Genomic DNA, 14,125 nt, shown 5'->3' on the forward strand with positions numbered 1-14,125 from the left:
GACTCCAGGACGGCGGCGGGGTCCGGACGCCGCCGTCCTGGTAGGCCTTGTCGACAAAGGTCACCCTCGCGATGGTCCATGCGAGTCGCCGCCTGGTCGGCACCGTGGATTTCCTCCCGCCGTATCGCGGGAACCTCCGCCGTCCGGCCGGCTGTGTGGCCCCTCAGTGGGTACGGCGCTTCGGTCGTGGCTTCCTGACCCGCTCCGTGGCCCGGAACGGTCGGCACCCAGACCGCTGAGCAGCGGCCCGCTCCGGCCTCGGCGCCGCGTCTGGCCGCTCACGCGCCGTGTCACGACCTTGGTCGACCTGTTGCCTAACTTCGGCACCCGGCCTCTGCGCGTCGAGGACGAGACGGGCGGTGGCTTCGGCTGCCTCGTGTTGGGTGTGCGGTAGCACGGCGGTGTAGGTGTCGGCGGTCATCCGCATGTTGGCATGCCCGAGCTGGTCCTGGACAGTTTTCATGTCCGCACCGGCGGCACGCGCGAGAGTCGCCGCCCCGTGCCGCAGGTCGTGCAGCCGGATCGGCGGCAACCCGGCCCGGTCGACCAGCAACCGCAGACGCTGGGTGAAGTAACCCGGGTGAACCGGTAACCCGTCGGGACTGGTGAACACGTACCCGCTGTCATGGCACACCTTCCCCACACCGGCCCGCCGCGCGCGTTGTTCTTGCTGCCGTTCACGATGCTGGCGTAGCACCTGCACGGTGTACCGGTCCAGGGCGACAACCCGGCGGCTCGCCTCGGACTTCGGCGGACCCTCGAACACGTCGTACCCGGCGGTGGTCCGCTGCCGCACCACCGACAACTGACCTGCGTGCAGGTCGACCTCGGCCCACCGCAGCCCGGCGGCCTCCCCGCGGCGCAGGCCCCGCAGGCCCATCAACCACCACATCGCGAACATGCCGTCGTCACGAACGTAGTCGAGGAACGCGGCGAGCTGGGTCGCCGTCCAGACCGCCACTCTCGGGCGCTCGCCGGTGGCTTCCCACTCGGCGACGCGGGACTCGGTCCACACCTGCGCCTGCGTCCGCTCCCGGGGCGGTAGCTCCACCCGTTGGGCGGGGTTGTCCTTGATCAGTCCGTCCCGAACCGCCCCGGTGAGCGCTGCCCGCAGGGTGGTGTGGACGTGCTGCAGGGTGCAGGCCGTCTGCGGTTGCCCGGATCGGTTTCGGGTGACGGCGAGCTCGGCGAACGCGGCGTTGAGCTGCCGGGAGTTCAGGTCACCCAGGATTAGTTGCCCGATGTGCGGGATCAGGAAGTGCTCGATATCCCGGCTGTAGTGCATCTTCGTCGTCGGCCGGATCCGGGTCCTGGTCGACAACCAGTACCGCAACCACCGGGACACCGTCCACGACCGGCCCGCCTGCTCCTCCCGCGACAGCGCCAGCAGCTCATCCCGTGCCCGCCGCGCCGCCGCCTCGGACGGGTAACCACCGCGGCGTACCCGTTCCGCCCGGCCGAGCAGGTCCCTCATGGAGCAGTGGAAGTACCAACTTCCATGATCACGCCGCCCGAGCCGCGGGCAGGATTTCCCCAGCCGTCGCTGCGTCCCGGGGTCCAAGCAGCCGCACCGCTTCACAATCGCACCCTGGTTTGTCATGGCAATTCCCTTCTGGTCGGTGTACTCACACCGTCACCGAGAAGCCCAGGGCATGCGCCTTGTTCGCACCAAAATAGAGGGGATGATCAAATTCTGCGGCTAGGTATAAAGGCAGCCGATATACGACCATTGTTCTAATTTAGGAGGAGACCCCCCTGTTCAGTGGGCGACGAAGGTCCCGATGACTGGGGGAAGTAGTCCCGAGATCGACACGCTGTCCCGCAGTGTCGAAAGAGTCGAGATTGGAAGTTGTGTCCCGTGCCGATGGCCGCCGTCGAGGGTCGACGGACGGCAACGATGTCGGCCTGGTCGTTGCGAGCGCGCCGACATCGACGCGACGGCGGCCGGGATGACGGACGCCTCGCGCGGTTCGACCGGTCCCACTCGTCGTGCGGATGCTCAGCAGCTCCACGGCGGCGCTCTACAGCCGACCCTCACACCGCATCTGCCCACCGACGTCCGGGTACCGACGCCGGTGCCGTGGCCCCGCGCGGTCGAGATCCCGATCGCCTGATCTACACCGATAACGGGATCCCCTGGGGGCACAGCATGGCTTCCCTGTCGGCGGGCGACCCAACAGGGCGGCGATTCCTGCGACGGCCTTCGGGAAGGTCTGGGTCGGCACCAGCCTGGCGGCGCCATCGATACGTGCTGACAACACTGCGCCGATCTGTCTACACCGCGATCGGCGTTCCGCTGACAACGAGGAACGCTGACCGGCGGCACCGGGTGTGGTCTGTCGCCTCGTGAGCACCTGCACGTCGCGTACATCTGCGATCGGGATCCATATGTTCGGGTAGCCCGAGATCTGCCGTCGGGGCTCTGCTGACAATGTGGTTCGCGCGACGGAGATGCCCATGCCCATCATGGGCAAATAATCGCGACGGGCAGGATTGTGTGAGCTCCCGCTGCGGTGCCACCGCGGTACGCGTCTGTGAGCGACTCAGCCTGGGCGCGGACTGGAACTCGCTCCCGCCCGAAGCAACTCCAGGATCAGGCGGCGCATCCGGAGCGGTCTACTTAAGGTGCTTCCGTGAACCGGGCTTTCCAACGCTGCTCCTGGAATAAAGCCGGCGTATAAGAAGCGCACGATTCCTAGCTCGCAGCAGTCGGCAAAGTGACTGTCGTGTCCCTGACAGTACCCCTGCTTGAAGGGGAGACTTCATTCGGCTGCGGTCACCGCCAGATGTCATACGGTTAAAAGATGTACAGACGGTCCTCGGTACCATCAGGATGCTTAACCGTCAAGCTTCCGCCGTCTTGCTCGATCATTTGTTCTACCAGCTCAAGGATCTGCAACGCCCTGTTGATCAGCTCGGTCTTGGTGCCGCCGTTCGCGCTCAACCTCTCCAGCGCTGCAACAGCGCGTGGGGTCAAGTTGACCGTCACTCTGGTCAGCTGGTTTCCGCCGCCGGTGCCGGCCGAGACGTCTTGACCTGGTGGCACCGGGGAGATCGGGCTGGCGCTCAGCTCTTGTGGCGACCTTGAGGTGGTTGCGATCCTCGACACTTCACTCTCCCTTGCCTGACCTGGGATTTGCTGGCTTGGCCGGCTCTTGTCCCACGCGCCTCCGATGCACGACAAGCCCGATGTGCCTCCAGTGCATCAGTCATCGGGTCGCTTGGTCATACCGTACACAAAAGATCTAGCGGTTCGTAGACATGGCTCTGGGATCACGCTCCATGGAGGTTACGCGACTAAGACGCACAGTATGTGCGTCATCACGGCATGTCATGTGCCAAGTTTCGTCACCCAGATCTAGTGCGGACGCAAAGGCAATCGGATCTCGGCCGAGATTGAGGTCCGGCAATCGGGTGAGCCTTTACATGAATCTCTAAATCCCCTTCACATTCGGTGTGATCCCGGTCACTTACCTGTTGGTAGCCGTTACCAATCTGATGTGAGTCCAACTCGACATCTGATGCGTGTCCGAGGCGAAGCAGCACTCACACATGACTCGCCTCCTGCTAGGCTCTCGCTCACCACGGGGCCCTCGGCCCCGGCAGAGTAAAAGGAGCGCATGATGTCTGAGGTGTCTGATGGCTTCGACGCCTCGCCGGCAGCGAGAATGCGCGCGCGGCGGTCATTCCTGCGACGGTTCAACCAATTGGTGAGGGGGCGAGCGGTGCTGACCCTTGCGGGTGTGCCCGAGGTCAGTCCCCGTCCCGGGCTGTCCAGGGGAATGGTTGCCGCCGAGGCGCCTGCCGGTGGTGGTGGCGGCCCGCAGCCGGAGCTGAACCTGACGGAAGGGCCGGAGTCTCTGATTGGCGCCTACGCCGAGCCGCTGGTGCTGAAGCAGAACGACGGTAACCTCACCACGGGTGCCTTCGAACTCCGCGTCTCGAACCAGGACGTGGTCCCGGACCGCTCGTGGTCGGCTGCATTGACAGATCAACTGCGGTACTTCACAGGTGGAAGCATCGCCAGTCTGTTCACTATGGCGGGGGCGAACTGGTTTGCGGGGACCAGCTCGGGCGGAACGCTGGTGGTCGGAATAGGAACCGTTGTCTACGCCACCGTGCTCGGGCTGTGCTGGAACATCGCCCGACTGGCGCAAAGGCGCGGACCACGTTAACGGCACACCCCGAGACCCAGGCCGCATAGCCTCGCTCCCCAGCGGGGCAGGGTTGACAACGGCGACCATCCGAAACCGCCAAGGTTCGACGGCGGGCGGGCATGCGCCAAAGCAAACTTCCTTATAGGAACCTCTACCCGATGGGCTGACCAAGGGCGCCAAGCGTCCGGACCTCTGGACAGCCCGAGCACCCGCAAGTATCAGTGCCGGAGATTTCTTCCCCTACACGTGCAGGCCGGTCTGCGCGCTCTAGCCGGACCGGCCCCATACGGAGGAGGCGAACCGGGCCCGCATCGCCTGGTTCGCCACCCCTATTTCGCGCCCACCTCGACCGCTCACCGGCACCTGCGCGACGAGGGTTGTCAGCGGCGGCTGAAGCTGCAGCACGCGTACGGCCGGGCGATAGACACTCCGGAGCATCTGCGCGCGCCGGAGCTCGGCGATGCCGAGGCCCGCGAGGCGGCGCTGGAGCATCTCCAGGTCGCGGTGCTGCATCAGGGTTTCCCCGAGACCGCCACTGCGCCGGCCGTCCGGGCCGTGTCCGCGCTGCTCGCCGAAGGCCGGGCGCATCCGGTCACGGTCGATTCGCTCGTAGAGTTTCTGGGTGACGCGGCCCCGATCGTAACCTCCTTAGCAGGGAACCCTCACTTCGCCGAGGAACTCCCAGACGTCGCCGATGCCGTGGCAGCGGCATACCCGGTGGTGCTTGCAATGCTGGAAACGTCGGTGCTTAACCGCGCTTTGTTCTATGCGGAAAAGCTCGTGGCGATCGCCCGAATGGCGCCACTGATAGACCGGCGCGAGGACCTCGCCGCCGTCGTCAGAGATTGGCTGCGACGCGGCCCCGGAGCGCGAGCCCTCTGGGTCCGCTGCCTCGGCCGGCTAGGCGTGGATCTCCGCGACCTACTCTCCGACCCAGACCCGGCCGGCTGTTCGACGAGCACGGGCGCGTGCTTGTGCAGGACACCACAACTTGCCCGGCGGGAGTCCTGAGAGCTACGACCGCGACGCGGCGGCGGCGTTGCAGCGCTAGGCGGACGAGAAGTCGCAAGTCCGGCTTGCGACCTGGCGGGGATTAGGCACATGCGATTTTTTCTCATGTAATGACATTGCCTTGGCGACGATTTAGAGTTCGGGAGGACGAGTCCTCGGACTCCAGCTGGCCGACGCCACTAGGTCGGATGGTGGAAATTCTACGATTGCCGGGGGTTTCGCGATTGTGAAAGTTCCACGCGAGCAGCGGAGCTGATCGGCAATCGATGCGATCGTTCCTCGGATTTTCATCGGGTCCGGGGGATCGGAGCGCGGGGACACGAAAGGGCCTGGTAGAAGTTGCTCGGAATCTCTACACTCGCGGTGAGGGCCCTTGCTGGTAATTCACGGCAGCGGTAGTTCAGTCCGTAGCTCGGTGACGGGTGATGTGGAGGCTGGATCGTGCTTGACAGTGAATGGCGTAAGGCTTCGAAGAGCGGCGCGGGCGAAACCAACTGCGTCGAGGTGAGGGACGTCGAGTGGGCTATCCAGGTTCGCGATTCGAAGGATCGGGGGGGTGGCGTTCTCAGCTTCGGCCGCGCATCGTGGGCCTCACTCGTCAATGCTGTGAAGGCAGGAACTGACGTCGACGCGTAGACCGGCAGACGGCTGGGCGTGCCTGGTCACGGTCAAGCTATAAACCCGTTGTAGAAGTGAGCCATTGGGAATCCCCTAGACGGCATGTATTCGGTGCGGCGGGGGCGATGTGGCAGGCGCTACATCCCCCGGCGCGCCTGATCGATCAGTTGAAGCGTCTCGGCTTCACTCAGCGCGGATGACTCAAGATCGAAATATGCCTTCCTGTAATATGAAACCTCGCTCGCGTCGTCGCGCGATGCCACGCTCTGGTAACCGCTTTCGATGAAGAGTAGGTCGTCGTCCTCCGGCTCGGGGAACTCAAGGATGACGAACGAACCCTTCAACCCCATGTGAGCTCCGCGGGCGAAGGGGACCACCCGTAGGTGTAGGTCTGGCCGCTCGCCGAGCGCGTTCAAGTGGGCCAGCTGGCGTCGCATCACCTTCGGCCCGCCGATGACGCGACGGATCACGACCTCGTCGAGAAGGAAGTACATCTTCGGGGGATGCGGACGGTCTAGGAGTTGCTGGCGTCGCAACCGCACCTCTAGCTGTTGCTGCATCACGGATTCGGAGGTGCCCGATCCACGTAGGCTCTCGATTACCGTGCTGGCGTACTCCGCGATCTGTAGTAGGCCGGGTAGGAACTGCGACTCCACCTGCCGCAGCACCGCAGCAGAGCCCTCGCAGCCGAGATACACCAGGAAGTCCGGGTTCAGGGCATCACGGTAGGCGGCCCATGCCTGCTTGCGACTCTGCCGTGCCATGCCCATGAGCGTGTCTACCTGTGCCGGATCCTGGATTCCGTACAGGTCGAGCAGCGCCCGTAGGTCGGTGGTGGAGACGCCGACCCGGCCAGCCTCGATCCTGATGACCTTGGCGGAGTTCCAATCGAACCGAGTCGCCACCTCCTTCTGCGTCATGCCCGTGGCCTCCCGGGCTTGCCGGAGCGTGGAGCGCAGCCGCTGACGTTGCACTATCGGATCGACGTCACGACTGGTATGCACCAATTCCCCCTGAAAGATCCGGTCCGGCAGATGTCTTGGTGGCAAAACACTTCGAGGCAGGCTCGCGTCGATACGAGTAACTCACACGGGGTATGTGACCATCTGTGAGGAGGTCATATACCTACCTGGACTTACGCTAACCGACCCCGCCGCTGGGAGACCGTGGCCGACACGATCGATACAGAACCAATCGAGCCGTGCCACGGTCATGACCACCCGCCGATCTCGCTGGAGCAACGGTGCCACGTACCTCCTCAAACGGAGATACCCCGCCACCCGACCCAACCGCCTCGTCGCCCGTCACTCGCGACAGGCGATCCAACTGTCCGACGGGCAAGGACAAGCGCCCGAAGTCAGCGGAGACAAACCGACCTGCACAGCGGGGTAAGGACGTCACTCCGAGACCCAACGTGGGCCCGTCGACATCCGCGCCCGTACCCGCCCCTCGGCGGCAACCTCAGAAGTCCGGACTGGCGGCGGTTGACGCCACCGGGGCTTCCAAACGACGGGTGGCCCCCAAGCAGCCGCAGAAGCAGTCGACGCGCCGTGACGATTCCCCGCACGCTTCAGCGCGGCCGGTGGAGGGCGGGGAGCCAGATGCGATGACTCTTCTCGGCTTCATCTCACACCGTCTGGACAAGGCCGGCAGCTTTGGCAAGGAGATCCTGCTGACCGTCACCTGGGCGGTGTGCGGCATTGCCGTCTTGGCCGCGCTCGCCATGTTGCTTCAAGGGGTGATCGACTCGCTGGCAGGCGTCACGTTACAGGTGACCTTGATCGACATGGTTCTCGGTGGCGGGGCGCTCGTTGCCGCCGGGTCGGCGGGCTCCGTACTAGAGAAACGTCAGGCACGGAGGCCCGGCGGCAGACGTCGGCGTCGTCGGTGAATGGCGGATACCCCTGCCTACCCTTCGCTGGACGTGGATTCGGCAACTAGGCGGGAAATCGTCCGCTGAATCCACCATCCGCCCACAACCGCACCTGCGACCGCAGCGATCAGTGCGACCATGCGTCGGGCGGACACACTCAGATCGGGGAGCAAGAACCACACCGGCAGGAGCACTACCACCAGGGATCCCGCTCCTGCCAATGTGCCGATCATCAGAACGGTGATGGCGCTCCGCACCCGACGGAACACTAACCGGCGGGTGACGCTACGAGCATCGCCAGTCCTCTCCGAATCACCGATGTCCACCGCTGCCAGTGCTAACAGGGCACGTCGTAGTGGACCGGCACCAGCCATCCCTCCCGCCACACGCGTCACCTCTCCTTCCAGTTGGGGCCGAAAGATCAAACTGATCACGTCAGTCGCACCCTGGTTTTAAAACCCACCCCATCAGGTGGGCTGGAGCGAGTCAACCATCACGGTGAGTGTTCGGTAAATCTCCCTACGTGAATCAATGAGTGACATCTGAACGGCCGGGGCCGGATCCGGTCCCGCTCGGTTCCGGGGCGCCCGGCCGCACCTTGGTCGGGATCATCATCGAGGACGAGGTCGGCCAGCTGCTGCATCCGCCGAAGGTCCTGGACCTGGGGACGGCGCTGCGCCTGGCCGTGCCCGTACGGGTGCTCGATAGCATCGGGCGGTGCAAGGGCTTCCGCGGGTCCGGGAGATCGGATGGCTCTATCTCGCGGGGGAGGGCGTTCCGGCGGCAGGGGTACGGCTCGCACAGCGCATGGCAGGGCCGGAATGGGATTTGCTCCTCGACAGATTGGGCGGCCACGAAGTGCCGGTCGCCTCGACGGTCAGCAGGTATATCTGTGCAAACGTCGGGTGCCGGAGATCTCCTACCAACCCCGACCAGACGCCGCATGACGAGCCACGCCACATCCGACCGGCACCCCGGTGTGCCACCATGTCAGCCATGACGATCCTCAGAAAGGACCATGGCGCGTAGATCGCCAGCGCGAGTGCGCGCCGCAGCACAGCGCCGACTCGATCACGCCGTCCCTACCTTGCCCGGCCTGACAGCACGCGGCAGAGCCACCATCGCCCAGCTCGAACGCACGCGAGTGTGGCCCGGAGCCGCACACGAGGCCTTGACCGCTTGGAACCGGTTTCTCCGCGATCCCGCTCACCGGCTCTTCGACCCCGCATACGGCTGCGGCGTGTTCGCGTGCTGTCCCGACCCGTTAGAACTCCGCCGCATCCTGCACCTCATAACCCATGCCCTGACCCAGCGCGACGCCCGCCAGCTCCGCCGACGCCTTGCCGAGCTTAGACGCACAGTGGTGAGCCCGTTGACGAAGCTCATAGGAACCCCCGGGAAGCCTCCGTGTGCTCCCCGAGTGCTACGCCCACCCCGAAGCCGTCGCCGCGCACGTCGCTGCCACCGACCCAGCCGGGTTCGTGTGATCACCTCGCGCCATACCGGACTTAACGATCGAGGCTCATGATCGGCAGTACGGAATTTGACCTGGGGTCTCGTCTCAAGGTCCTGAGCTTATGTCTCGTTGGTTACCGCCGCGGCCTTGGCTGACCCGTACGGTGCGGCCATCCGGGTCCTTGACTTCAAGGACTTCCCCAGCGCTGCTCGGACTGCGTTCGTTGTCCAATCCAAGCCGTCGTGCCACGTCGGCAAGTCGGCCGACCGTGATCTGCACGCTGACCGATGCGGTGTCGATCGGAGTATCGGTGGCCCGTTGCTGAAGTAGGAGCCCTGGGCCGACGCGGGCGAGGCCGGAGCGTACGGGGATGTCGCGGCCGGTGAGCTGGGCGTAGAACGCGGCTGACCGGGTGACGCTTCGGGCGGCGAGGATGACCACTGCCTCCGGCGTTGCGTGTTCGCTCGCCAAGGCGGTGGCAGTCTTGGGGTTGGTCGCCGTGTGCACGCCTGAGCCGTCGTAACGCCTGGCAGGCTGTTGGTCTTCGTGGGTGAGGGGTCGGGTATGGGATATCGGCGCGTCGACGAGGACGGTCTGACCGTCGCTGAGCTGCAGCCGTGCGCGGAGGATGCGGTCATCGAGAGTCTTGAGATCGGTGATGCGGAACCGGCGTCCGTCGGGGAAGTCGTGCGGTTTCGGGGAACCTTCGTTGATGGACGCGGTGAGCAGCGTCTGCTTCAGCTCTTCGCGTAGGTGACGTGACGGAAGGTCCGGCCAGTGACTGGGGTCCACCGCCCGCGCCTGGCTGTGTTGGGCAATCTCGGTGAGGTAGGCGGCGTCTTGGACGGTGAGTGCGAGTTTGCCGAGCCAGTCGGTGCCGTGCAGGGCCCCGAGTATCGCGGCGGTCATTGAGGCCAGTGTGTCGGTGTCGGCTTTGCGCAGAAATGCTGCGGTTAGCAGGCCGCCGTGGGGGCGGGCAGCGAATCGACTTGCCAGGTAGATGGCGGCTGTCGCGGTGATGGTGCCGGAGCCGTTGACCTTGGGGTCGGTGCAGCCGAGTCGTTCGAGGGTGGTCTCGGGGTTGCTCATGGCGCCTTGGCGCAGCGAGTCGGAGATGATCTCCAGCAGTTGTTGGGTTTCCTTGTTGGTGTCGCGCCAGGCTTCGGCAAACTGGTCGAGTTCGCTGCTGGTGGCCCAGCCTGTAGGCAGTTCCGGCATGATCTGGTCGGCGTCGATCAGGCCGCCAGCGGCGGCTTCGATGCTGTCGCCGAATCCGTGGGTGGTTTGTGCCTGGGCGGCGTGTCGTAGGGCGAAGGCGTAGATGAGCGCGCCGACCAGGGCTCGCGGGTGCCCGTGAGTGGTGATGCCATCGCGCACGACACGCTGGATTAGGGCGTGGGGGGTATCGGCCCACAGCACGTGGGGGGCGATACGCATAGCGATTCCGTTGGCGCCGGCGTTGCGGTATTTGACCAGTGCCTCTTGGGCGCGGGCCGAGTTTCCGGGGTCCCAGGGTGGGCGGCCGGAAGCCCATGCGGCGGCTGCGCGCAGCACTGCTCCGCCGCCGCCGCGCTGGTATAGCGGCCAGGTCGGGAGTTCGGCCTCGGTGAGCCGCTGCCACCATCGGTCGCCGGCCAAACAGGCGCGGGCGGTGGCGAGCAGTAGTTGCGTGTCGTCGCTGTATTCGCCCGCATGGACAGGGTCGCGGTAGCGGCTGGAATAGCGGCCGGCGTGGCGGATCCAGCTGTGGAAGATTACCTGCGGCTTGGCGCGGTCGCGCTCCTTCTGGCCGCCGACCAGCCCGCTGCGGGCTTCCTGTGGCCAGCCAAGCGCGTCGCCGGCTGCGGCGCCCAGGAAGATGCCTGTCGCGACGTGCGCGCCCAAACGGGTGTTTCCAATCATCATGCCGCCTTGGGAGACCAGGGGGTCTCGCTGAAGTATTGGCTGCTCTGGACAGCTTTGGTGATCATCCACTTGTCGAACATGCCGGGTGAGATCACGTAGTTCACGTGGCCAGGCGGGGCCAAACCAAAACGGTCCAAACGTCCGTATTCCTCTTCTGCTGCTGCCTCGCTGGGGAACACGATCGCACGGATCGCCGACAACGGCACCGGCGCAACGACCAGCACTTCGGCTTGTACGTCGGTCGGGCTCCCGGGGTCGTGATTCGGGCCCCGGGTGTACACCTTCTGCCCGACCACCGTGTCGGCATAGCAGGCGCGCAGACCGTCGACGCCGGGCCGGGCTATGCCGGCCGAGGCTGCGGCGTTGCGCGAGCAGAACAGCGTATCCGGGGCCGCGGCGACTGATTTGTCCAGGAGTAGGCAGACCCAGTCAGGGTAGTTCACTGAAGCCGCCTTGCCTTTGGCGATGGTGAAGTAGAACCCGTTCGGGTATTGGAGGCTGCAGCAAACTCGGTCGGGTCGGCCGTCGAGCCGCTGCAGGTCGGTGGTGCTGTAGCAGGCCCGCACGTCTTGGGCCAGGTCGGTGACACTGCGCAGTAGGCCGTCGCGGATGATGTGAGGCAGATTTCGTGCCGGGGTGAAGTGGGCCAGCCGGGCGAGTCTCATCTCCGCCAGCTCGGCGGCGACCGCGAGGTCGAAAGGCCCGGTCATCCGGCCACCGTCAGCTGGTAGAGGCCCGAGCCGGGCGACGGGAGCAATGGGGTCGGCTCACCGGTGTGCGTGACGACCAGTTCGTCGCGGGCGCGGGTGACGCCGACGTAGAGCAGCCTGCTCTCCCGGGCAGCGGCCTCGTCATAGCCGAACGCGGCGACCGTCTCGGGGTCGGGGCACCGGTCGGCGCCGCAGAACGGCAAGAACACCACGTCGAACTCCAGACCCTTCGCCGAGTGATATGTGCCCGCGTGTACCCCTGCCGTGATCTCCCACTGGTCGGTGTCCTCGTGCAGCACGTGGACCCCGGGGATGCCCCGCGAGGCGCGGCGGGCTTCGGCACGGGTCCGGGTGAGGATGCCGACCCGGGACACTTTGCCGAAGCTGGCCGCGTTCGCCGCGACCGACTGCGCCTCCACCTCGGCCGACGAGTACCGGACCAGCGTCGGTCTCGCGCCGGCCGCTCGCTGCGGCGCCCGCGGCTCGACCAGGTCGGCGGAGTCCTGGAAATGTGGCATCTCGCCCATGGCAATGGCCAGCCGGGCGATCTCCGGGCTATTGCGGTAGTTGTCGAGGAACTCCTCGGTCTTGGCCACCGTCAGACCGCAGGACCGCCAGGACACCCGCTGCCCGTAGATCTGCTGGGCGTAATCAGCGAACAAGGTCAGGCTGCCGTCGGCCGGGATAGCCGCGGCGAGGGAGCGGATTGCCTCCGGCGACAGGTCCTGCGCCTCGTCGACCACGATGTGCTTGTACCGGCGCGCCTGCGCGTCGTCGGCGAGCGCCGCCCGCACCGCGGACGGCACGCCGGCCCAGTCGTAGGGCAATCCGGCCGCCGTGCGGGCGGCGAGGTAGTTCGTACGGATCGCCCAGATCGCCTGCCGCTGCGACGGCTGCAGCGGTTCCATCCGGCCGACCCGTCGCACCGCGAGGTAGTCCGGCAGCGTTGCCAGGCCATTACCGTCGATCCAGTCCAACTCGTCGAGGAAGAAGTCGGTCGCTCGGTCGAAAAACGGGTTCGGAGGGTGGGTAGCGGTCGTGGCCTTGACCGCCTGCTCGACGTAGTGGCGCCGCTGAGCCGGGGTCGCGATCTGGCGGTAACCCATCCGACCACGGGCGGCCAGATAGCCGCGGCCGAACTTGCCGTACGTCTCGACCGTGACCCCAGGCAGGTCGGCGGCGAAGTGCCTCAAGTAGGCCACCAGCGAGTTGGTGTAGGTCAGCAACAGCGTGGGGCCGCTGTTCTGGGTCCGCGGGTCGGCCAGATGCGCCGCACGGTGCACGGCCATCACGGTCTTGCCCGTTCCGGCGGTGCCGAGGATCACATGGTGCCCTCGCCCGGTCATGTAAACCACGTCGTGCTGACGGCCCTGCGGTATCGGCAGGCTCATGCACACCCCCTGTAGATCACCGGCGGGCGGGAGATGCCGCCGAGGCCCGGGACTCTACCAGCGGATCCACAGTCGACCTCCACTTAGTTTCTCGCTCATCTGGGCCCACAAAGCGCGAGCATGGCTTGACGGATCCGGGTCGACGCGATGGGCTGAAGTTGATCGTGACCGGGGAGGTCATGTCGGTGGTCCGTCGAGACATCCGCAACTGTTTGATGACGTCTTTAGCTCTGGCCCGAAGTTGCTGAAGCCATCTTCTCCTGTCCCTCGCCGCACCGTTGGCGCAGGTAGTCGCCCGCGACTACGACGCAGTCAGCCAGTGGCCGCGGGCCTGGCAGACCTGGTCGGAGACGCACCCCGTTCGCCCCGGGTACCTGGGTGGCGTCCGGAGCACCTCGACACCCTCCGCGTGGAACACAGTGTCGAACATGGCGGCGTACTTGGCGTCTCGAACCAGGAACCGAAACCGGTTGGCCCGCTTCCCCCAAGTCCAGCATCAGGTTGCGTGGCTGCTGCGCCACCCACTTACCGGTCGGGTTCGTGGTGGCGCTCAGCAGGTGGACTCGCCGGGTCGCGATCTCCATCAGGAACAGTACGTATGATCGTTCGTGGGCCCCGGTCGAGCTGCCCGAGTCGCACCGGGTGTGCGACGGGCCGCCAGGCGCGGCCGGGGTGGGGTTGGAGGTTCAGCGGCCCGAACTCGTCCACGCACAGGACCCGCCCAGCGGCGGGTCGGTGGTCGTAGGGGTCCAGGACCCGGCGCATCTTGGCCGTGAAGTCGGGTCGGTGCCGCCTTCTAGGTCTTGGTGGCCTGCCAGGACACCCTCCGCTCGTGCAGGACCCGCCGGACGGTCTCGACGCTGATGTCGTGACATGGCCGGCATCGATCAGGTAGCTGCGCAGCTTCGCCAGAGACCAGCAGGAGAACCGTCGGCCGAGGAACCGGGGGGCGCACCGGGCGATGACGCAGGTCCAGTCGCGGGTCTGCTCATCAATCCGTTTTG

Annotated in this window: 10 protein-coding genes; 3 read left to right on the forward strand and 7 right to left on the reverse strand. The window is 65.8% G+C overall.

From position 1 onward, the window contains the following. Positions 1-163: 163 nt before the first annotated feature. Both ACWEFB_RS29595 and ACWEFB_RS29600 read right to left on the reverse strand, forming a co-directional pair. The gene (locus tag ACWEFB_RS29595; protein ID WP_452290672.1) at positions 164-1,474 is read right to left on the reverse strand and encodes a tyrosine-type recombinase/integrase; all 1,311 of its coding nucleotides are present in this window, start codon (positions 1,472-1,474) and stop codon (positions 164-166) included. 1,323 nt (positions 1,475-2,797) lie between these two features. Then, on the reverse strand, positions 2,798-3,109 hold the full coding sequence (locus ACWEFB_RS29600) for a hypothetical protein (RefSeq protein WP_452290674.1): 312 nt from the start codon (positions 3,107-3,109) through the stop codon (positions 2,798-2,800). A gap of 523 nt (positions 3,110-3,632) precedes the next feature. Between ACWEFB_RS29600 and ACWEFB_RS29605 the strand changes: the two genes are divergently transcribed. Next, positions 3,633-4,175 carry a hypothetical protein gene (locus ACWEFB_RS29605; protein ID WP_452290676.1) on the forward strand — a complete coding sequence of 181 codons (543 nt, stop codon included), beginning with the start codon at positions 3,633-3,635 and terminating at the stop codon, positions 4,173-4,175. A 249-nt stretch (positions 4,176-4,424) separates the two neighbouring features. Here the strand turns inward: ACWEFB_RS29605 and ACWEFB_RS29610 are convergent, their stop codons facing one another. Next, entirely contained in the window at positions 4,425-4,745 is a 321-nt protein-coding gene (locus ACWEFB_RS29610) for a hypothetical protein (protein WP_452290678.1), read from the reverse strand. An 864-nt stretch (positions 4,746-5,609) separates the two neighbouring features. On the opposite strand from ACWEFB_RS29610, the gene ACWEFB_RS29615 reads away from it, so the two are divergent. Continuing rightward, positions 5,610-5,804 carry a DUF397 domain-containing protein gene (locus ACWEFB_RS29615; RefSeq protein ID WP_452290680.1) on the forward strand — a complete coding sequence of 65 codons (195 nt, stop codon included), beginning with the start codon at positions 5,610-5,612 and terminating at the stop codon, positions 5,802-5,804. Positions 5,805-5,923: 119 nt separating this feature from the next. Here the strand turns inward: ACWEFB_RS29615 and ACWEFB_RS29620 are convergent, their stop codons facing one another. Continuing rightward, on the reverse strand, positions 5,924-6,790 hold the full coding sequence (locus tag ACWEFB_RS29620; protein WP_452290682.1) for a helix-turn-helix domain-containing protein: 867 nt from the start codon (positions 6,788-6,790) through the stop codon (positions 5,924-5,926). 602 nt (positions 6,791-7,392) lie between these two features. Between ACWEFB_RS29620 and ACWEFB_RS29625 the strand changes: the two genes are divergently transcribed. Further along, on the forward strand, positions 7,393-7,677 hold the full coding sequence (locus ACWEFB_RS29625) for a hypothetical protein (protein WP_452290684.1): 285 nt from the start codon (positions 7,393-7,395) through the stop codon (positions 7,675-7,677). A 1,543-nt stretch (positions 7,678-9,220) separates the two neighbouring features. Here the strand turns inward: ACWEFB_RS29625 and ACWEFB_RS29630 are convergent. From ACWEFB_RS29630 to ACWEFB_RS29640, 3 genes are read right to left on the reverse strand one after another with little or no spacing between them, the layout of a single operon-like run. Beyond that, complete coding sequence (locus tag ACWEFB_RS29630; RefSeq protein ID WP_452290686.1) at positions 9,221-11,020, reverse strand: ADP-ribosylglycohydrolase family protein; 1,800 nt, start codon at positions 11,018-11,020, stop codon at positions 9,221-9,223. Continuing rightward, a complete protein-coding gene (locus ACWEFB_RS29635) occupies positions 11,017-11,730 on the reverse strand; it encodes a DarT ssDNA thymidine ADP-ribosyltransferase family protein (protein WP_452290688.1) in 714 nt (237 codons plus the stop codon). Before ACWEFB_RS29635 ends, ACWEFB_RS29630 begins: the two co-directional genes overlap by 4 nt. Continuing rightward, on the reverse strand, positions 11,727-13,121 hold the full coding sequence (locus ACWEFB_RS29640) for a 3'-5' exonuclease (protein WP_452290690.1): 1,395 nt from the start codon (positions 13,119-13,121) through the stop codon (positions 11,727-11,729). The genes ACWEFB_RS29635 and ACWEFB_RS29640 overlap by 4 nt, the downstream gene beginning before the upstream one ends. Positions 13,122-14,125 lie beyond the last annotated feature (1,004 nt).

Source organism: Micromonospora sp. NPDC004704 (assembly GCF_053601675.1).